Origin of the sequence: Acinetobacter legionensis, assembly GCF_048551735.1 — a bacterium.
Taxonomy (GTDB): domain Bacteria; phylum Pseudomonadota; class Gammaproteobacteria; order Pseudomonadales; family Moraxellaceae; genus Acinetobacter.
Genome location: NZ_JBIMBV010000026.1, coordinates 1 through 17,355, shown reverse-complemented (window position 1 = coordinate 17,355; position 17,355 = coordinate 1). Strand labels below are relative to the sequence as shown.

General features: G+C 36.5%; 25 protein-coding genes and 1 pseudogene. 7 read left to right on the top strand and 19 right to left on the bottom strand.

Annotation, left to right across the window (positions count from 1 at the left end):
- The first annotated feature begins 112 nt into the window (after positions 1-112).
- Complete coding sequence (locus tag ACG9ZL_RS18745) at positions 113-2,146, top strand: ligand-gated channel protein (protein WP_419327592.1); 2,034 nt, start codon at positions 113-115, stop codon at positions 2,144-2,146.
- Positions 2,147-2,193: 47 nt separating this feature from the next.
- On the opposite strand, the gene ACG9ZL_RS18740 is transcribed toward ACG9ZL_RS18745, so the two are convergent.
- Together ACG9ZL_RS18740 and ACG9ZL_RS18735 are read right to left on the bottom strand one after the other, a co-directional pair.
- Complete coding sequence (locus tag ACG9ZL_RS18740; RefSeq protein ID WP_419361170.1) at positions 2,194-3,204, bottom strand: hypothetical protein; 1,011 nt, start codon at positions 3,202-3,204, stop codon at positions 2,194-2,196.
- A complete protein-coding gene (locus ACG9ZL_RS18735) occupies positions 3,201-4,247 on the bottom strand; it encodes an alpha/beta fold hydrolase (RefSeq protein WP_419361168.1) in 1,047 nt (348 codons plus the stop codon). Before ACG9ZL_RS18735 ends, ACG9ZL_RS18740 begins: the two co-directional genes overlap by 4 nt.
- Before the next feature lie 322 nt (positions 4,248-4,569).
- Between ACG9ZL_RS18735 and ACG9ZL_RS18730 the strand changes: the two genes are divergently transcribed.
- Positions 4,570-5,184 carry a carbonic anhydrase gene (locus ACG9ZL_RS18730; RefSeq protein ID WP_336952987.1) on the top strand — a complete coding sequence of 205 codons (615 nt, stop codon included), beginning with the start codon at positions 4,570-4,572 and terminating at the stop codon, positions 5,182-5,184.
- A gap of 62 nt (positions 5,185-5,246) precedes the next feature.
- Here ACG9ZL_RS18730 and ACG9ZL_RS18725 read toward each other — a convergent pair whose 3' ends face one another.
- The 17 genes from ACG9ZL_RS18725 to ACG9ZL_RS18645 all read right to left on the bottom strand — a co-directional run bounded on the left by ACG9ZL_RS18725 (position 5,247) and on the right by ACG9ZL_RS18645 (position 14,657).
- Complete coding sequence (locus tag ACG9ZL_RS18725; RefSeq protein ID WP_336952833.1) at positions 5,247-6,734, bottom strand: long-chain fatty acid transporter; 1,488 nt, start codon at positions 6,732-6,734, stop codon at positions 5,247-5,249.
- A gap of 550 nt (positions 6,735-7,284) precedes the next feature.
- The gene (locus ACG9ZL_RS18720; protein ID WP_105713195.1) at positions 7,285-7,470 is read right to left on the bottom strand and encodes a helix-turn-helix transcriptional regulator; all 186 of its coding nucleotides are present in this window, start codon (positions 7,468-7,470) and stop codon (positions 7,285-7,287) included.
- Positions 7,471-7,716 carry a hypothetical protein gene (locus tag ACG9ZL_RS18715; protein WP_419335452.1) on the bottom strand — a complete coding sequence of 82 codons (246 nt, stop codon included), beginning with the start codon at positions 7,714-7,716 and terminating at the stop codon, positions 7,471-7,473.
- On the bottom strand, positions 7,716-7,883 hold the full coding sequence (locus ACG9ZL_RS18710; RefSeq protein ID WP_419361164.1) for a hypothetical protein: 168 nt from the start codon (positions 7,881-7,883) through the stop codon (positions 7,716-7,718). The genes ACG9ZL_RS18715 and ACG9ZL_RS18710 overlap by 1 nt, the downstream gene beginning before the upstream one ends.
- Positions 7,870-8,358, bottom strand: a complete 489-nt coding sequence (locus tag ACG9ZL_RS18705) for a class I SAM-dependent methyltransferase (protein ID WP_419361163.1) — start codon at positions 8,356-8,358, stop codon at positions 7,870-7,872. The genes ACG9ZL_RS18710 and ACG9ZL_RS18705 overlap by 14 nt, the downstream gene beginning before the upstream one ends.
- A complete protein-coding gene (locus ACG9ZL_RS18700) occupies positions 8,339-8,698 on the bottom strand; it encodes a hypothetical protein (RefSeq protein ID WP_419361160.1) in 360 nt (119 codons plus the stop codon). The genes ACG9ZL_RS18705 and ACG9ZL_RS18700 overlap by 20 nt, the downstream gene beginning before the upstream one ends.
- Positions 8,698-9,000, bottom strand: a complete 303-nt coding sequence (locus ACG9ZL_RS18695; protein WP_419361157.1) for a hypothetical protein — start codon at positions 8,998-9,000, stop codon at positions 8,698-8,700. Before ACG9ZL_RS18695 ends, ACG9ZL_RS18700 begins: the two co-directional genes overlap by 1 nt.
- Positions 9,001-9,049: 49 nt before the next feature.
- Positions 9,050-9,709 carry a hypothetical protein gene (locus ACG9ZL_RS18690; RefSeq protein ID WP_419361154.1) on the bottom strand — a complete coding sequence of 220 codons (660 nt, stop codon included), beginning with the start codon at positions 9,707-9,709 and terminating at the stop codon, positions 9,050-9,052.
- Positions 9,706-10,635 (bottom strand): hypothetical protein, encoded by a 930-nt coding sequence (locus ACG9ZL_RS18685; protein WP_419361152.1) that lies wholly within the window; start codon positions 10,633-10,635, stop codon positions 9,706-9,708. The genes ACG9ZL_RS18690 and ACG9ZL_RS18685 overlap by 4 nt, the downstream gene beginning before the upstream one ends.
- Positions 10,636-10,644: 9 nt before the next feature.
- Positions 10,645-10,926 carry a hypothetical protein gene (locus tag ACG9ZL_RS18680; protein WP_419361149.1) on the bottom strand — a complete coding sequence of 94 codons (282 nt, stop codon included), beginning with the start codon at positions 10,924-10,926 and terminating at the stop codon, positions 10,645-10,647.
- Positions 10,923-11,231 carry a hypothetical protein gene (locus ACG9ZL_RS18675; RefSeq protein WP_419361146.1) on the bottom strand — a complete coding sequence of 103 codons (309 nt, stop codon included), beginning with the start codon at positions 11,229-11,231 and terminating at the stop codon, positions 10,923-10,925. The genes ACG9ZL_RS18680 and ACG9ZL_RS18675 overlap by 4 nt, the downstream gene beginning before the upstream one ends.
- Positions 11,228-11,812 (bottom strand): hypothetical protein, encoded by a 585-nt coding sequence (locus tag ACG9ZL_RS18670; protein WP_419361143.1) that lies wholly within the window; start codon positions 11,810-11,812, stop codon positions 11,228-11,230. The genes ACG9ZL_RS18675 and ACG9ZL_RS18670 overlap by 4 nt, the downstream gene beginning before the upstream one ends.
- Before the next feature lie 2 nt (positions 11,813-11,814).
- Positions 11,815-11,952 (bottom strand): hypothetical protein, encoded by a 138-nt coding sequence (locus ACG9ZL_RS18665; RefSeq protein ID WP_419361140.1) that lies wholly within the window; start codon positions 11,950-11,952, stop codon positions 11,815-11,817.
- 205 nt (positions 11,953-12,157) lie between these two features.
- On the bottom strand, positions 12,158-12,484 hold the full coding sequence (locus ACG9ZL_RS18660) for a hypothetical protein (RefSeq protein ID WP_419361137.1): 327 nt from the start codon (positions 12,482-12,484) through the stop codon (positions 12,158-12,160).
- Between the two features lie 85 nt (positions 12,485-12,569).
- Positions 12,570-13,505 carry a sensor domain-containing diguanylate cyclase gene (locus tag ACG9ZL_RS18655; protein WP_419327526.1) on the bottom strand — a complete coding sequence of 312 codons (936 nt, stop codon included), beginning with the start codon at positions 13,503-13,505 and terminating at the stop codon, positions 12,570-12,572.
- Between the two features lie 172 nt (positions 13,506-13,677).
- Entirely contained in the window at positions 13,678-13,980 is a 303-nt protein-coding gene (locus ACG9ZL_RS18650; protein WP_419361135.1) for a hypothetical protein, read from the bottom strand.
- A gap of 14 nt (positions 13,981-13,994) precedes the next feature.
- The gene (locus ACG9ZL_RS18645; protein WP_419361132.1) at positions 13,995-14,657 is read right to left on the bottom strand and encodes a LexA family protein; all 663 of its coding nucleotides are present in this window, start codon (positions 14,655-14,657) and stop codon (positions 13,995-13,997) included.
- Positions 14,658-14,767: 110 nt separating this feature from the next.
- Between ACG9ZL_RS18645 and ACG9ZL_RS18640 the strand changes: the two genes are divergently transcribed.
- The 5 genes and pseudogenes from ACG9ZL_RS18640 to ACG9ZL_RS18620 all read left to right on the top strand — a co-directional run.
- Positions 14,768-14,968: a helix-turn-helix domain-containing protein gene (locus ACG9ZL_RS18640; protein ID WP_180644783.1), complete on the top strand. Its 201-nt coding sequence runs from the start codon at positions 14,768-14,770 to the stop codon at positions 14,966-14,968.
- An 8-nt stretch (positions 14,969-14,976) separates the two neighbouring features.
- Positions 14,977-15,297, top strand: a complete 321-nt coding sequence (locus tag ACG9ZL_RS18635) for a hypothetical protein (protein ID WP_004725023.1) — start codon at positions 14,977-14,979, stop codon at positions 15,295-15,297.
- 61 nt (positions 15,298-15,358) lie between these two features.
- Positions 15,359-16,231 carry a replication protein gene (locus ACG9ZL_RS18630; RefSeq protein ID WP_419361129.1) on the top strand — a complete coding sequence of 291 codons (873 nt, stop codon included), beginning with the start codon at positions 15,359-15,361 and terminating at the stop codon, positions 16,229-16,231.
- Positions 16,228-16,980, top strand: coding sequence for an ATP-binding protein (locus ACG9ZL_RS18625; RefSeq protein ID WP_419361126.1), 753 nt, complete (start codon positions 16,228-16,230; stop codon positions 16,978-16,980). Before ACG9ZL_RS18630 ends, ACG9ZL_RS18625 begins: the two co-directional genes overlap by 4 nt.
- Positions 16,977-17,355, top strand: a pseudogene (locus ACG9ZL_RS18620) (hypothetical protein); the annotation flags it as partial. The gene ACG9ZL_RS18625 and the pseudogene ACG9ZL_RS18620, both read left to right, overlap by 4 nt.

The following is a 17,355-nucleotide window of genomic DNA, read 5'->3' as shown; positions in this document are numbered from 1 at the left end:
TAATAAAAATGAGAATAGTTATTAATATTGTTTATAATGCTGTGGTGTTTTATTACACATTGTATCTAAATCTTCATTGTCTATTCATTGCTGAGCCTCTTTGGAATACCTTATGTCTACTAACCGTATCATCCAATCTGCGTTATCTCTCTCCATTATCACCGTTATGATGGGTACTGCCTATGCAGCAGATTCACAAGAACCTTCTAATAAAACTAATTCTCAGTCTACAGAGTCAACTAAATTAGAAACAATTGTTGTGACAGCAAGTGGTTTTGAGCAAGAGGTGAAACAAGCTGCCGCATCTATTTCTGTATTGACTCAAGAAGACATTAATAAAAAAGCGTATAGAGATATAACTGATGCACTCAAAGACGTTCCTGGGGTTGTCGTAACAGGTGGTGGCAGTTCAAGTGATATCAGTATTCGTGGTATGGGAAGTGCTTATACGGTTTTTTTGATTGATGGTAAAAAGGTCAATACACGTTCAGTTCGACCAAATAGTGATAACTCGGGTATTGAGCAAGGTTGGATGCCCAGTATTGAAAGTATTGAACGTATTGAAGTGATCCGTGGCCCGATGTCTGGTTTATATGGTTCAGATGCCATGGGCGGTGTGATTAATATTATTACCAAAAAAGTCGCAGATACTTGGACAAGTTCGGTTAAGTTAGATACGACACTACAAGAAAATAGAGATTCTGGGGATATCCATCAAGCAAATCTGTATGTTTCTGGTCCTTTAATCCGTAATTTACTTGGTTTAAAGGCGAATGGAACATTCTCACAACGCAATGAAGATGACATCATTGGTGGCTATAATAAGCAACGTATACGTGCAGGTGGCGCAACACTGAGTTTGACGCCAAGTACTGAGCATACCATTGACCTCGAATATCAGCGATCAATTCAAAACCGTGATCAAACTGTAGGTAAAACAATTGCAAATGTACCAGGGCGAAATGGTAAGCTCCCAACAGACTCATATACAGATTATTATCGTACCGAATATAGTTTGACTCATCGTGGTGAAATTGGCGATTTAAAGACACATTCTTATATTCAACGTGAGGAAAATGAAAATCCATCACGTAGCATGGAAGCAATCAATACAACATTTAATACTTTGAACCAAATCAATCTGGGTTCCCATGCTTTAAGCTTTGGGGGAAGTTATTTAAAAGAAGAGCTTGAGGATTTTGGCAATCAGTTAGTCATTGGTGGCTCAAAATTAACCAATTTAGACCGCTATAGCTGGGCATTATTTGCTGAGGATGCGTGGAATATTGTAGAGCCATTCACGGTAACGGCTTCATTACGCTATGACAAAGATGAAAATTTTGGTGATCATTTTAGCCCGAAAGTCTATGGTGTTTGGACCTTAAATGATAATTGGATTGTCAAAGGTGGGGTATCAACAGGTTATAAAACTCCGGCCTTACGTGCCACTGTTGCAGGGTGGGGACAAGCAACAGGTGGTGGTCAGTCGAGTGGTATGATTGTAGGTAATCCAGATTTAAAACCAGAAACAAGTATTAATTATGAAGCATCAATTAACTGGGATAATAATGACAATTTAGATGCAGGTTTTACCGTATTTAATAGTGAATTTAAAGATAAAATTACTGAAATTCGTACCTGTCAAGGAGACTCTGGAACTATGGGATGTTCTTGGTTAGGTCAAAACTTTGACTTTATCAGTCAACGTATTAATGTCGATAAAGCAAATATGCGTGGTATAGAGGCAACTCTGGGTTGGGCAATCACGCCAGATGTTCGTTGGGCAACAAATTATACATTTACAGATACCGAACAAAAGAGTGGTGCATTTAAAGGTAAGCCATTAAATGAAATGCCGAAACATATGTTTAATACCACATTAGATTGGCAAACAAATGATCAAGTTGGGATGTGGAGCCGCTTAAATGTAAGAAGTAAAACTTCTGACTATTTAAGTCGCACATCTATGGGGGATGGTAGACCAGCGTATGCAATGATTGATGTTGGTCTAAACTATAAACCTTCTAATGCCTTACAGTTTAATGCTGGTATTTATAACTTATTTGATAAAAGCATAGATACAGCGACTTATAATTATGTACTGGATGGCCGCCGTTACAATTTGGGTTTAATTTATAAGTTCTAAAGCTAGATTAAATTGCATTAAATCTGTTTAGTTATGAAAAAGGCGCTTTATACGCCTTTTTCAATATTTAGAATCTTTAAAGTTTCATCGGAATAATAAAATTTTTCCAAATAGATCCGTGCACGACTTTTTAAGTGTTGAGAAGCAAGCATCTGTTGAATAACAGGTTCAAGTAACTGTTGTAATTGATTTTGAATCAATGCTTCATCAATGTTGATATCACTTAAAATTAAATCAAAAGGTCGCTCTTCATTACGTACATACCAAGTCAGTACACCATCATGTACTTGTTTCTTTAAATAATCTGTTTGGCGAATATGTTCCCATATCTCATGCCCCATACCCACAGTTTTAGGTAAGTCGTTAATTTCAACATAATTACGCAATACAGCAATCGGTACTTTTTTAATTTTATGCCATAAATTGGCTTGAAAATGATAAAGTTTATTGTCATCAAATTGTTGATTAATGACTTGTTCACTCAACTGGCTAATTTTAATAATATTTTTTTGCAGATAATGCTTAACCGTATCATCTAAATTAGTGTCGGTAACCGATTCTAAAACTGATTTCCCCATCTTCATAAAACGTCCCACCCCCGGGACTTTTTTATTCATGACCGAATTATCAATATAATCCTGGATAGAGTGATGAATCAGTTGGGTTAACATACTTGAAAAGGCTGGATTATTGACAACACGTTTGATCAAGGCTTGACGATGACGTGATTTACTTGCGACATATTGGGCAATTTTATCAATTGTGGTGACTGGAATAATATCTTCAATTAAGGTTTCATCGTTACTTGGATGAATCAATGCAAAACGAATATGTTCAGCGATTTGCTCAATGAGAAAGTTATTTGCAGGCGTTGCTAAAATTTGCTTTAACAATAAATCATGGATTTGTGCAAAAGACCAAATTTTTTTTAAAGGCTGTTTTCTAAACCAGTGATAAAATTCAGTAAACTCAATTTTAAGCGTATCTATCTGTGAAAACTCTTGGTCTAAAAAGCCAAGTTGGGCTTCGATCAATTGTTCAATAAGTTGATTTTTCATTTTTTGAGCTCAATTTGTCCATGTGTTTGATCAGACAATGGATTTTGCAAGGGCTGTACCTTATTTAAAAAGCTTAAACACTGATCTGCAACTCGTTCAGGTGCTTCGAGTAGGGGCATGTGTCCAACATGTTTTAGAATAATCGGTGTTTCAGCACGTTTTAATACCGACTTTAATTCATTTGCAACATCTGCATTTACAATCTGATCTTGTTCACCCCAAAGAATCATGGTGGGTGCCTCAATGTTTTTTAACATTGTGGTAAAGGTTGCAGGGGTATATAGTCGATTGAGGGCATCAATTTGATTGATAATTTTGGCAGTGTCTTGAGATTTAGCAATAAATAACTTTTCTTGTTCATCTTTAATTACACGGGCAGTAAAAGGTGGATTAAACATCACCTTTTTCATTACAAAATCCAAATCGCCTTTTTGGGTGATCAATAACTGTTTTAGATAGATAGGATTTCTTAGATAATTGGTGTTTGTCGACTTAAAAATACCGCCAGTACTCATCAAGAATAAGCTTTTAGTATCAAAAGGGTACTGCGAAGCATAAAACATTGCAATGGTTCCACCCAATGAGTGTCCTGCAATATTTAAATTATCTTGAATATGTGCGGCTTCAATAAAGCGTCTAAGTTGCTCTGTTACATTCGGCACAGATAAATCAAAATTGGCTGGGACTTGGGTAGTTCCAGCAGAAGGTAAGTCTGGAATAATGACATGATAATAAGGGGTTAATGACTGCGCAATATCATTCCATGTATCACGGCTGCTGGCTAAGCCATGAATCAGTAAAACAGTAGGTTTATCTTTAGACCCACCTTCACTATAAGACCAAATAACATCACCTACACGCAATGTTTTAGAACTTAAGCCTGCCCAAGCACGTTCTTCTTGTACAATTTTTAAATAATCCACATATTCTGGTGTACTAGCGGTTGCATTGTGGCTAGTTAAAAACAATACACCGATCGCAGTCAAACTTAACAATATGCTGTTTAAAAAATGAAGAGTTTTTTTATGGGACAGTTCAGACATGCATAGGGTTCCGAGTAAAAGACTAGGCATTATATAAAGTAAAAATATTATTCATGATCATAATTTTTTCAACATTTGCCGAGAAAGTCTTATTTGTAAGTTTTTTGCCATACTTTAAGCTTCTAACTCAACTAATATAAAGATTATTTTGTAGTTTGGTTAAATAATTTTATTGAAAATGTGAGTTATGTCTACATATTGTTTAAGTTTTGGTAGATAAACCATGCATAACAAAAATTGTAACAGAGTTTATTTTTAGTCAGTGACTTTCAAATTTTACGGCATTAAAATAATGCAAATCTCCACACAATGGAACGAAGACATGCTAACCGCTCAAGAAGCTTTAGAACGATTAAAACAGGGTAATGAACGTTTTGCACATGGTGAAACAAATCTGACTAAATTTTTGACGCATCAGCAACGATCTGAAATGATGGACAATCAAGAGCCATTTGCAATTATTTTAGGCTGTTCGGATTCACGTGTCCCAGCAGAAATGGTTTTTGACCAAGGTTTTGGCGATTTATTTGTGATTCGTGTTGCAGGTAATATTGTTGCGCCATCGCAAGTGGGGAGTGTGGAATTTGCCGCAGATAGTTTTGGTTGTCCATTGGTTGTTGTTTTAGGGCATAGCCATTGTGGTGCGATTCATTCAACGATTGAAGCACTTAAGAATCCCAACACACCTCCTTCTGCAAATCTCATGTCAATTGTGAATCGTGTACGTCCGTCAGTTGAAATTTTAATGCAAACTGAATTGAAAGATGATTTAGAAAAGTTATCTATGCATGCAGTGAAATCAAATGTTTTTGCCTCTGTTAATCAATTGCGCCATGGTTCAGCTGTTTTAGAAAACTTAATTGCAAAAGGTAAATTGAAAGTCGTTGGTGCTGAATATTCTCTAGAAACAGGTGAAGTTTCTTTTTATGATTTTTAAAAATTTAAATTTCTAAGATAAAAAATCCCACTTAGAGTGGGATTTTTTATCAGTATAGATTCTTAGAATCTATAACCCATTTTTAAACCATAAGCGATTGCATTGTTATCTTTAAATTCTGCAACATAGGCATCACTACCTGCTTGAGCACCCGTTTGTGCTTTAGCATCGCCTAACCAGAAGTATTTAACACCACCAGCAATGAAAGTCGCAGGTGTAGGGCTATATTGAACACCTAAACCTACATTCCAATAACCTTCTGTTGGGCCTAAAGTTGAAACTGGGTTACCAGCACCTGAGTCCCAACCCACTGAGACATTACCTGCCCATTGGTCATTAATTTTACGACCGAGACCAGCTGTCACTGTATATTGATCATCAGAATATTCAACGAGGTTAAATCCGTTTGGACGACCAACAATTGGACCAACTGCTTCAGAAACTTGACCAAACTTTAATGGGCGGATTGAAAAGTCTTTCCAGTTCACCCAACGAAGATTTGCAAATGCAACTGTATTTGCCATGATCCCTGATTGTAAATCAATGTTGACCGACTGTGGTGTCGTAATTGTCGTTTTACCATTTGAAGCGGCAATTGCTTGTGCAGCAGCAGCTCCGCTATCACCGAGTAATGCTAATGCTCCAAGCGTAGGAATCGATTCATTAATATTGACATCATGATCGATTTCAGAGCGGTAAGTTACCGATGCTTTTAAGGCAATATCTGGAATTTGATAAGCAGCACCTGCTAACCAACCTACACCGCCAGTTTCTTTGATGTTAGCATCATAGCCATTGTATAAACTATATGCTTGACCACGAAGGCTTACATTTCCTTTAATGGTTTGGTATACACCACCACCAAAGAAGTTCAAGTTAGCTATAGGTTGAAAACCAAAAATCATTGAAATATTTTGGGTGTCAACTTTAACTTCAGTACTGCCTTTACCCAGTGTACTATTAGCCCCTGCAATACCTTTATCTACAGCTTGTGTTACGCCTGTTGTGATCAAAGCCATTGCATTTGCATTTCCTCGAATTTGCGTTGCAATTTGATCAATTACAGCTTGAGGTGGTGTTGGAGAACCAGTCATCGCAATTGCTTGCTGTGTTGCTCGGTCAACAACTTGTGAATTTACATTTTTAGCAATAGTACTAGCACGAAGCGCTGTCAATCTATCTTGAGGTAATACCGTATCGCCATTAGAAGAGACAAATGCATTTTCACCAGAGTATTTTGCATCCGCGCCAAATGGTTGGTCATACAATAGACCGAATGATACTTGATCAGTGAGTTGTAATTTAATAGCGGCAGATGGAAAGTAATAATCCCCACCCATATCATCAATTTCACGATATGGTTTAGGTGTATCGCCAGCTTCTCGGCCTTCAACAGTCGGGTCTAAAACTGAAATACCAGCTTCAAAATAATTATTAGGTTGAAGGAATGCCGAAATAGATTGGCCTGAGCGATCCATTGCTGCGGCAAAAACACCAGTCATTGGCAAACTTGCAGCAATTATCGCGATTGATAAATTTTTTAATTTCATTTTAATTTTTCCCTAATATAATAAAATGAATACTTTGAAGTACTTAAGTTTTGAATGAGAAATAATTTTGATACTTAAATAATCAACTCAAAGTTACTTCTATTTACAAAATAGCATATAAAAAATAAGAGTAAATACTCTAGAGGGTGAATTAGTAAAAAAAAAATGAACTATGTAGTTTTTTTTGATTTGCGAGAATATAGAAAAATATATAAAGATGTGATTATTTAGAGGGATATTACAAATTTATAGATATAAAACAATAAAATTTAGATATTTAAGTAATTGATGGATTTAGTGAAATTTAAACAATTAATTGGAGTGAAATATAAATTTATCAGGTTATATAAATCGCTTTATATTAAATTTTTATAAAAAAGAGACCTTCACTTCTTGCTTTTTCAATAGTGCGCCCTGCGGGAATCGAATGTATATGTTAATATATTGATTTATATGATTATAATAATTGCACATAAATATAATACCGTTATATATACCGCTAAAATATAAAGTGCCAATAAAACTAAAGCCTCTATATAGAGGCTTTTAATTAAGTGTAATGCTGTTTAATCCAGTCGTCAATTTCTTCTTCTTTCCAACGCGCTAACTGTCTCTTACCTTGTCCAAACAATTTAGAAGCAGGGAAGTAGCCTGACTTAATCCAGTTATATATAGTTGGCTTAGACAAACTGGTTTTTTGTTCAACTTGTTTAATATCTAAAAGCCTTATTGTCATTCAGTCTACCTCCGTCACTTCAGATCGAATCACATCTTTGCCAAACTTAAAATCGGCGGTAATGTTTTTCTTACCATCATCGGTCCAATTAAAAAATTCCATCTGCCCATTTTCCAGCCCCATGAGTTCATGATTTGCTTTTAAAAATTCCAAACCAACAGCAAACTCTTTTAAGCAATCTTCAATCCGATCATTTGGAACTTTAAAGAAATCTGAAAGGGTTCGGATTTCGTAAGTTTTAGTCATCAACCTTCCTCCTTTTCTTCTATCAATTCACCACCACAGAAGCAGCAAAACTTAAATTCATGTTCAGTTGGTGAAGAATTTTCAGTAAATACAAAACCATTGTCGCAGTCAGTCCACCAATTTCCGTCAGGATCTTCTGTCCATATGCATTGTTTAGTTTGATTCATGGTTGTCTCCATCTTTCATAAAACAAATCCAATGTGTGTTAGCTCGTTTACCGCTAATGTGGCCAAACACTGGTTTTTGATTTGTTAGTTCTAAAATTTCACCGACTTTGATTTGAGTTTCATTCCATTTGAAAATTAAAACTCCATCTGTGGCCAATACACGAAAACACTCTTCAAACCCTTTCCGTAAATCTTCACGCCAATCTTGATTAAGCTTTCCATACTTCATGGCCAACCAAGATTGTTTACCGGCACGAATCAAATGTGGTGGATCAAATACAACTAATTTGAATTGGCCACAATCAAAAGGCATATTTCGAAAATCCATCTTAATATCAGGATTAACTTCAATTGAGCGTCCATCAGACAAAATATGATTTTCAGATCTAATGTCCCCGAACATTACATTCGGGTTTTGATGATCAAAGTGGAACATTTTAGATCCGCAGCAAGGGTCAAGTATTTTGGCTGTCATGACTTTGCTCCCGTGCTTCGATCAATGCTTGCTTCACATAAGCGTCATAGATGCTGTATGGTAAAAAAGCATCACCCTCATGTTCTTTAGCAACAGCCATAACCATTGTTTCAGTTGGTTTAATTGGCATTAGTACAAACCCTTCAGGGGTGGTTTTCTCTTGCCACAACTTCCAACTAAAATTAATCCACCTAACAATATGATCTTCACTTGGATGCAAAACATCAGAAGCAAAATATTCATTTTTTTCTGTGTCGAATATTGTTCCTACTCGCAAGTTATGAATTTTCATTTTTGTTAAAGATGCTTCAAAAGCTTCACGTTCTTTATTAATTTCCATCACGCCACCTTTTCCTTATTAACAAGTTTTTCCCATTGATACATGTCAAATGTTGAACCCATTAATGCTTGGCAGTGTGGACATCTTTTACCACCACCACGTAAAGACCATTTGAAGGCATCAAAATAGCCTGAACAAAAACCACATTTAACAGAGTAGTAGCTCCGGCCATGTTCAGAATAGTCACCACACATTATTGCCTTAGTAGTTAAGACACCATCAGCAAGCTTTTTCTCAGAATAATTCCAAGTATCATCAAAACGTATAGGTTTCATTTTTGTTTGCTTATTTTGTTTTTCCATCACAACCACCACGCCATTTGCCAAAGTTGAAAGTAAAGTTTTAGGAGGGTCATGCTACTAATCTCCCTCGTTTGCGTTCTGCATAAAGTTTCTCGTAATAAGCTTGGCAGAGGGGAATCTTGTTTTTAAACTTCTGAATGATTGATTCATCACGCTCAATGACTACAGTCGTTAAACGTTCTCGAATATCAATTTCAGAAACCAAATTTATTAATTGTTCTTGATCTTCGTAAGGCTTTAATAACTCTTCAGGACAAGGGAACAACCAGAAATCAATCTCTGCACGCTCACACTCGTAAAGCCACATATAAGCTTGCATCTGAATGTCATAACCAGCTTTGATTACTTTGTCTTGAGCTTCATCTTGAAAGAATGGGTGAGTACCAATATCCCATGAACACTTTGTGTCGATGATCAATTTATTTTTAAGATCAAGCACATCACATTCACCAGTGATCAAGTCATTATCAACTCGGCCAACATGTTTTTGATAAGCACGAAAGCGCATCTTTCCTGACAACTCAATTGCCATTTCTTCAAGCCAGTTACCTTTTTGCGTGTACTGGTTGCCTGTGAACGATTTGAACGTGAATAAATCCTCTTTAACTATCGAACGGATTTCAGTTTTAGCAGTATCACAAAGGCTTTCACCTTTCTTTTTAGGATCGCCGATTAGCTTGTGAAGGCTTGACGCACGGAATAGTTTCATCCTTGAGCCTCCACAGCGATTTTTTGAGCATCTGTTAAATCAAAGCCTTCTAACAAGTATGATTTTTCAATTGCGTTTAAAGCTAATTGCTCTAAAGCATCGTCAAAAGCTTTGTCATCAAGTTTCGGCTTTGCTACTGACTGTTCTGATTTTTCAGCACTTGCATTCTTAAACCAGTCTTTTGGTGAGCTAATACCATCACGTAAGCTTGTGAAAATTTTACGCAAGGAAACAACATTAGCAGGGGTGATGGCATCAACTCGACGTTGAATAAAACCCTCAATGTCTACCTTAGTGACATTAAATTGTTCAAACGCAACAACTAATTTTTGAACTCCCTCAGGTGATGTATCTGCTGAGGCATGAATTGTTTTTTCACATTGATCAACTGCTGCATCTACAACATCACCCGGTATCACCCCAAGGATGCAAGCACGTAAACGACGAGCGCCATTGTTTGCAACAAGTTCATAAATATCGCGTGGGTCTTCTAATTTTTTAGATCCATTTCGCGTATAGCGTTTATGAGGCACTTGGAAAACTTTAGTTTGACGAGTATTTGTCTCAACATCCCAAGCAAAAGCCTCTACTGTCGATTCACCATTTTCAGAAGATAGCTCGCGAATGCCGTACTGAATATTTCCCCAATTTTGAGCTAACATTTCAGCAAGACGAATTGATGGGCCTGTAATAGATGATCCACCACGAGAATATGAATATACTGCAGACTGAGCTAAACCCGGTCTTTGACATGCATTCATAACACGGTCATAAGCTTCAATTGGGTTACGTGGAAATTGTTTAGCAATCACTAGAGCAGCTTGAACTTCTGCAACTGAGCGCTGAACATCTGATTGAACCGTTGATACAGCGCTGTTTTGTGGTGATGTAGGCAGAAACGGATTTGTATTTACTGGTGCATTCATGTTCTTCTCCTAAGCTGCTAAGCATTCCAAGATGTAGCTTTTGATTTTTGACAAATTATTAATGTTATCTGTCAGATAGTTAATTCTTGTTTGAATTGAATAAGCATCTGAAAGTTCCAAATTAAACTGTTCAGATCCACGACCAACAAAATCAATATGAATCCAATTTCCATCTACTTTGGTCACAGTGTCTCGCTCATCAGACAATTCAACCAAGTCATTTACCAATCGAGTAGCAACAGCCTTAAGCCGTGCTAACTCAATCAGTTGGGTGTTAACTTGAATGTTCATATCATTCGCTCCCATACTGCTTTTTCGATTGACTCTTTGAGTAGCTCTAAGTTCAAAGGATTGATATAGAAATGCTTGAGTGGACCATCTTCGTTGTATGCTTTGATGTCGCAAAGTTCTTCAATATCTGCATCTTTCCAAGATTGAAAATCATCACTATTCTTGAAGTAATGCGCCTTAAATTTAATTTCTAAGCAATATTCGTCATCACATGTGTAGAAATCTGCTTGACCATGTTCTAGGTTGATGTCATCAAGCTTGAATGGTGCACTAATTGTTTGAGGTAGAGTAAAGGGCATATTCATTGTTGTGGCTCCTTAACTGCGTCATACAATTTGATTGCATGCACGATTGCGTAACAGCACCAGATATAATGAAAGGTGTAATCATTAGTGCTGTATTCCCAAAAATCGTCCAACTGAACGCCATCATTGTTTGGCACCCAATTACGAATTGCTTCTACAAATTCAAACTCGTCATCTGTATCGATTTGATCCAAATATTCTTTTTCTTCGGCTATTTGTTCTTCATCAAAATCTGTACATTCTTTCCAGTTTTCAAATTCTTGATTAAGGGCATCGCGTGCTTTTTCTGGTGAGTATCTTTTGAATTCGCCAGCCTCTATTTTTTCAGACCAATAGCACGGATTAATCTCATCAGATTCACCACGGAAAAACTTAAACATGTCTGAAAGACGTTCAAACACATAACAACCCATGTCACCACTAATCATTAATAATCCTGGGCGAGTAGTGATGTTGTAGTAATAACTAACTGAGTTAGGGCGCTTGATTGTTAAATCACGAAATAAGCCTTGATCTAAATTGATTGTGAGTTCGTGATTTTCGGTATCTTTATTGAAGCGCTCAAAAGTACAAGCTTCCATACTCACCCCCTTACCAAAGCGATATAAAACATAGCGCCGATTAAAAAGAAGATGATTGAGCCAAGAAATACATCTTGAATAAATGCTCGTTTAACGATTTGATCTATCGTCAGTAGACGTTGTGGTTTTTTGTGTGACATAATTACCTCGCCATTTGGTAAAAGTCCCTGTCCGTCGAAAGTAAGGGGCTTTTTTGTTTGTGTGAGATAAATATCGCACTTCCGATATTATTAGTCAATAGTTAATCCGATATTTTTATTTTTATTCCGATATTATTTGGATTTTTTATGATTTAATAGACAAAAGAAAACCCACGCAAGGTGGGTTTTTTTTGATAATTTGGTACTAGCACTGAATATTGTATCTAGCTTTATACGAATCGATTGTTTTTAGAATATCTTTACTTGTATCAACATCTGCAGGCTCAGCTAGCTTTAGATAAATCGGAAGGTATTCTTGTTTGTAGGTAATAGGAAATTCCTCACAAATAACTTTTTTGCGTTCTTCTATCGGTGTAGTTGGTGCTGCCAGAGTTCCAAGATACGATGTAATTTTTAGATCCACTTCTTTATATTCATCAAGAAGCTGTTCACGTTCAGGTGAAATTTGCTCTGGTTTGTCACATCCGAGTATAGAAAGGGTTAATAGGCATAAAAATGAAACAGTTTCCATAAAGTAGATTCTTCTTAGGTTTTTGTTAGGGGAAAGAAAACTCACAATGGGTAGGATAAGTGGAGTTTATTAAAGTGATTAAAACTTAATTTTTGATCAGACGCTTATTTTCATACATTTTTTCATCAGCTTCTTGGACAGCATCTAATAAACTATAAGAGGGATTACGAATTGCAAAGCCAACAGCGATACTGATATTAGCATTTGTAAAAATTTCCTGAATTCTATCAAATAAAAGCTTTGCCCCCTCCTTTGTATTCTCAATGCTGAGAATTGCAAATTCATCACCACCTATTCGAGCCACAATATCATTATTACGGACACAATTTTTTAGTAGATTTGCTGTAGTTTTTATTAAATCATCTCCGATTAAATGTCCAAGTTGATCATTTACAGTTTTTAAATTATTAAGATCAAGCATAAAAATTGCAGCAGGGTGACCATAACTTTTACATCTGGCTTCTTCTAGTACGAGAAGTTGATCCCATCCTCTGCGATTAAATAAGCCTGTTAAGGAATCACTTAATGCCTCGGCTTCAAAAAACTCTTTTTGACGTTTCTGTTCATTTTCCCGTAATTCAACTTGTAAGATGTAGCTTAAAATTTGACCTAAAAGATTAATTAATTCTTCTTCCTGTAGTAGTGCTTCGGATTGTGGATTAGGATCAATTGCGCAAAGAGTACCAAATAAGGTTCCATCTTCTTTTATAAGTGGTTGACCAATATAAGCTTTAATATCAATTTTTTTTGCTATTGGTGCATTTAAGTATAAAGGTATTTCTTCTGAATGAGGGGCTATTTTAGGAGCTTTTCCTAAAACCATATGAGAGCAAAATGAATCCGCCCATGAGAAAACTTGCCCTGGTGAAACATTATATCCTTTATCTTCACATTGAAGGACGATCCAATTATCTCCTTCGGTACGGGTAATCATCCATAAATTGAATCCAAATTTCTGAGATAAAAATTTTAAAACTGTTTGTCCAGCCTCTTCAAAGTTTTTAAAAATTATATCTTCCATTCCATGGGCCTATTTTATTGTTTAGATTAAAAATTGCTTATAGTATATAGCTTTTCACAAGGCAATTTAATGAAAAACTTGTTGAACTTAAAGAACATATGAGTTGCTTTTAATTATATTTTCAAAATTTACACAAAATAGGTGATTTGAGGTTTTATTGCAAATATAACACTTATTCATTTGAATACTTTTCCAAAAACTCATCTATCCATCCTTGTGCCAGTTCAAGATTTGTTATGTCAGTCAGCTTTAGATTGGTTTCTTCTGCTTCATTAAAGCCTTCAATAATTGCTTCAAATATATTTGCTTCAGTAATGACCTCACGGGCTATTTCCGCAGCATCATAACTTTGCTTTGCTTTTTTAAGAGATGCTATTTGTTTATCAATTCCTGCGCCAATCTTACCTAAGGCCAATTTAAATTCTTGACGATTAATCGTTAGCGCAGTTTTGTATTTATTAAGTGTTGCAATCATAATGTTATTCCTCTTTAGCTTCTTCTTACGCGTTTTGGGCGAGAACCACCTAGCGGTCTAAAAGCATCGATCACCAAACCAACCAACTCCATTCCATCTTCAAACTCAATAATATTTGGATGAAAATTGGGGTTAAGCGCCTGTAAATACTTACGCTCATCACTCTCTATGACTAATTTTTTAAAAGTTGCATCTGTATTGTTTCTAACAACAATTAAATCCCCAGACAGGAGGTCGCACACCTGAAATTTTGGATTAACCAAAATGCAATCACCCTCCATGTAAGTAGGGGAATTGCTAATACCAACAACTTTTAAATAAAAACAACCATCAGGATCATCAGTACTTAAAGGTGGCAACCATTCAGCAATTTCTAATGGATTTATTTCCTCTACGGATGTCATGGAGCCAGCTTGAACCCATGATAAAACAGGGATTAATTTTGAGGTGATAGGCGCAACGTTGTTATCAAACTCACTAACCACTCCTTTTTTAAGTTCTTCAGCGGTAATACCTAAGGCACTAGCTAACTCAAGGATAGAACCTGTTGATTTAGCAACGCCTGTTTCGAGTTCAGAAATTACTGACTGTTTAACTCCAGACTTTTGCGCTAATACCTTCTGGGTCATTTTTTTTGCTTTACGCAATTTCTTTAAATTTTCACCCAAAGTGCTCATAAATCTATCTCAACTTGCTTTATCGGAATTCTGATACATATTTCAATCGGTTTGGCTATTGTATAAATATCGGAAAACCTATATATTTAATAAAAATATTGGAGGTTCATATGAATCAATGGCAGAAAATGATCTCTGATCTCAAAGAACAGGGATTAACACAAGCAAATATCGCCACTGAAATTGGTTGCTCACAAAATTATGTAAGTGATCTGGAGCGAGGAGCTTGCGGAAAACGTCTTTCATACGATCTGGGTAGAAATCTAGAGACTTTATGGAATCAGCATAAACAAACTACAAATGTCGCTTAGGAACCACCATGAGCAAAGTATCAATTGAAGAGAACGCAAGCGCTAGCAATAACGCATCGCTCATTTTGAAAGCAATTAATTCCTCTAACCAAGGAAAGGTTGCGGAACAACTTGGAGTGGATGCAAGTACATTATCTCGAATGAAAAATGATAAGAAATCCAACAACTTGACGGATATTGAGTTTTTTGCATCTTTGTTGAGTTCTATTGGATTGAAAGTTGTAAATGCTAACGATGTTTATTGTTCTCAAGAAATTGCGGAAGCAACGCGAGTTTATTTGAGTAATGCGTTTAGTTCGCCTGAATACATGCGGATCTTATTTAAATAAAAAAACCACTGCCAGCGGTAACTGGAGTGGTTTCCATTCATCAATTTTGGGACCAATGAATATGAAAACAAATTTAGCACATGAACCGCCGATCCTACAAGGAGAGCTGGTTCAGTTTCCAAAAAAAGAGCGACAAGCTATGTCGAAGAAAGAAGAGGGCTTTACAAAAACGCCTAACTCTTTAATTGATGACCAGATTATGGCGCAATTAAGTGATAAAGCTTTTAAATGCCTAATGTTAATAGTACGTCAAACTGTAGGTTTTGATCGTATATCGCACACAATTGCCATTACACAATTTCAAAAATACTGTGGCATTAAGAAACGTGACACGGTGATGGCGTGTATCAAAGACTTAGAAGAGATTGGACTAATCAAAGTTGACCGTAGTCAGGGATGCTTAAATGAGTATTTTTATACCCCTGACCAGTACCGTCAAAAGGGACTAGTACCATCAAACATGACTAGTCCCACTAAACGGGACGGGACTAGTACCATCAAAGGGGACTACACCAGTCCCGTTGAACGGTACCCTAATAAAGAAACACTTAAAGAAAATATTAAAGAAACACACACAATAGAAAATTCGCCAAAAAACTCAGTTGATGAAATCTTAAATCTTTGGAAACCAAATTTAGATTCTTTGAATTCTTGGTTACAGAGAGCAGGTGAAAAATCATTAACTCATACTGAAATGGAAAACACACTTCTTGAAGTCAATGCTCACTACGAAAGACAAATTCGATCTGATTTAGTAAGTGACTCAAAGATGTATTCAAACTTTGTGAAATGGGTGAAAGGCGATTTTTCTAAAAACAAAAAAGCAAATTCAAATGTTCGACCATCAAATCTGAACGTCAACGATGCTTGGGATGACATCCCTCAATTCACTGGTCAAGTAGAGCATGTTGAAATACCAGAGGACTTCATATGAACGCTATGACCTCAATGGAGTTTCAAAAAGTAAGTGCATATTGCGCTGAACACAATGTTCAAAAGGTACAAGCAGGGCCTAATCAAATTTGCCCTATTTGCGCTAAAGCCTATGTTGATCAAGTGAACCAAGATCATCACAAAGAAGTTCACAAGATGGTTCGTGATAATCATTTTGCAGGTGCAATGATTCCTGATCGTCATCGAGATTCAGGATTTAAGAATTACAACGTGAATCCAGCATTACCAGGGCAAGAAAATGCTTTATCTCAAAGTGTGGCTTTTGCCAAGTTAATGATTGCTGGTGACAAACGTAATTTCATTATGTCGGGCAAAACAGGTACAGGTAAAACACATCTGAGTTGTGCAACGGCTAGAACGCTTCTGAACAAAGGTATTTACGTTCGCTACATCACAAGTGAAATCATGGCTCAAAAGATCATGAACGCTTGGGATAGAGACACTAAAGATCAATCAGAGCAATCATTGATTTATGAGTTCACTCAGTACGATTTACTCATTCTTGATGAATATGGATTGCATGATCGTGAGAAGCGTAAAGAGCTTGTTCATAAGGTTTTGTACGCTCGTTATGACGCAATGAAATCAACAATGCTGATATCAAATTTCACTCTCAAACAACTCAAAGAAGACTTGGGTGATCGTCTGTGGTCAAGATTCCAACAGGGCGGACTGACTTTGGTTGAGTGCAATTGGGGAGATCAACGGATGCAAGGGGAGTTGGTATGAAAACAGGAGCCAACAGCGAATCACTTTATATCAAAGATCGTTCAGCTTGGGATTTGTCAGACTTTCTAAGCAGTGGCGGTCAGATTGAACATGTGCCTTATGGCGTTTCAAATGAGGTTAAGCAAGAGTTCAATAAATCAAATGCTCAGTCGCACATGAAACAAATAATGGGCGCGGCAATTGCAGAGGCTAAGGCCAAGAAAGAATTAAAACCTAAGCGAACTAAAACTGAAGCTGAGATTGAAGCAAAAAGACAGAGTGATAAAGAGCGTAAACGAATCAAAGACGCTCAATCACAGGCTGTAAAAAGAAAGGCTAAAGCTGATTTAAGCGCAGAGCAAATATCAATATTCAAAGAGTTTCATTCCAAGGCAT

Bases quoted from the DNA above. Each gene is read 5' to 3' on its own strand.
- ACG9ZL_RS18675 (WP_419361146.1), bottom strand. From the start codon at position 11,231: ATGAATATGCCCTTTACTCTACCTCAAACAATTAGTGCACCATTCAAG.
- ACG9ZL_RS18695 (WP_419361157.1), bottom strand. From the start codon at position 9,000: ATGGAAAAACAAAATAAGCAAACAAAAATGAAACCTATACGTTTTGAT.
- ACG9ZL_RS18745 (WP_419327592.1), top strand. From the start codon at position 113: ATGTCTACTAACCGTATCATCCAATCTGCGTTATCTCTCTCCATTATC.
- ACG9ZL_RS18645 (WP_419361132.1), bottom strand. From the start codon at position 14,657: ATGAGCACTTTGGGTGAAAATTTAAAGAAATTGCGTAAAGCAAAAAAA.
- ACG9ZL_RS18720 (WP_105713195.1), bottom strand. From the start codon at position 7,470: ATGACAATAAGGCTTTTAGATATTAAACAAGTTGAACAAAAAACCAGT.
- ACG9ZL_RS18665 (WP_419361140.1), bottom strand. From the start codon at position 11,952: ATGTCACACAAAAAACCACAACGTCTACTGACGATAGATCAAATCGTT.
- ACG9ZL_RS18700 (WP_419361160.1), bottom strand. From the start codon at position 8,698: ATGGAAATTAATAAAGAACGTGAAGCTTTTGAAGCATCTTTAACAAAA.
- ACG9ZL_RS18725 (WP_336952833.1), bottom strand. From the start codon at position 6,734: ATGAAATTAAAAAATTTATCAATCGCGATAATTGCTGCAAGTTTGCCA.
- ACG9ZL_RS18655 (WP_419327526.1), bottom strand. From the start codon at position 13,505: ATGGAAGATATAATTTTTAAAAACTTTGAAGAGGCTGGACAAACAGTT.
- ACG9ZL_RS18730 (WP_336952987.1), top strand. From the start codon at position 4,570: ATGCTAACCGCTCAAGAAGCTTTAGAACGATTAAAACAGGGTAATGAA.
- ACG9ZL_RS18690 (WP_419361154.1), bottom strand. From the start codon at position 9,709: ATGAAACTATTCCGTGCGTCAAGCCTTCACAAGCTAATCGGCGATCCT.
- ACG9ZL_RS18660 (WP_419361137.1), bottom strand. From the start codon at position 12,484: ATGGAAACTGTTTCATTTTTATGCCTATTAACCCTTTCTATACTCGGA.
- ACG9ZL_RS18705 (WP_419361163.1), bottom strand. From the start codon at position 8,358: ATGACAGCCAAAATACTTGACCCTTGCTGCGGATCTAAAATGTTCCAC.
- ACG9ZL_RS18680 (WP_419361149.1), bottom strand. From the start codon at position 10,926: ATGAACATTCAAGTTAACACCCAACTGATTGAGTTAGCACGGCTTAAG.
- ACG9ZL_RS18630 (WP_419361129.1), top strand. From the start codon at position 15,359: ATGAAAACAAATTTAGCACATGAACCGCCGATCCTACAAGGAGAGCTG.
- ACG9ZL_RS18625 (WP_419361126.1), top strand. From the start codon at position 16,228: ATGAACGCTATGACCTCAATGGAGTTTCAAAAAGTAAGTGCATATTGC.
- ACG9ZL_RS18640 (WP_180644783.1), top strand. From the start codon at position 14,768: ATGAATCAATGGCAGAAAATGATCTCTGATCTCAAAGAACAGGGATTA.
- ACG9ZL_RS18710 (WP_419361164.1), bottom strand. From the start codon at position 7,883: ATGAATCAAACTAAACAATGCATATGGACAGAAGATCCTGACGGAAAT.
- ACG9ZL_RS18670 (WP_419361143.1), bottom strand. From the start codon at position 11,812: ATGGAAGCTTGTACTTTTGAGCGCTTCAATAAAGATACCGAAAATCAC.
- ACG9ZL_RS18740 (WP_419361170.1), bottom strand. From the start codon at position 3,204: ATGAAAAATCAACTTATTGAACAATTGATCGAAGCCCAACTTGGCTTT.
- ACG9ZL_RS18650 (WP_419361135.1), bottom strand. From the start codon at position 13,980: ATGATTGCAACACTTAATAAATACAAAACTGCGCTAACGATTAATCGT.
- ACG9ZL_RS18735 (WP_419361168.1), bottom strand. From the start codon at position 4,247: ATGTCTGAACTGTCCCATAAAAAAACTCTTCATTTTTTAAACAGCATA.
- ACG9ZL_RS18685 (WP_419361152.1), bottom strand. From the start codon at position 10,635: ATGAATGCACCAGTAAATACAAATCCGTTTCTGCCTACATCACCACAA.
- ACG9ZL_RS18635 (WP_004725023.1), top strand. From the start codon at position 14,977: ATGAGCAAAGTATCAATTGAAGAGAACGCAAGCGCTAGCAATAACGCA.
- ACG9ZL_RS18715 (WP_419335452.1), bottom strand. From the start codon at position 7,716: ATGACTAAAACTTACGAAATCCGAACCCTTTCAGATTTCTTTAAAGTT.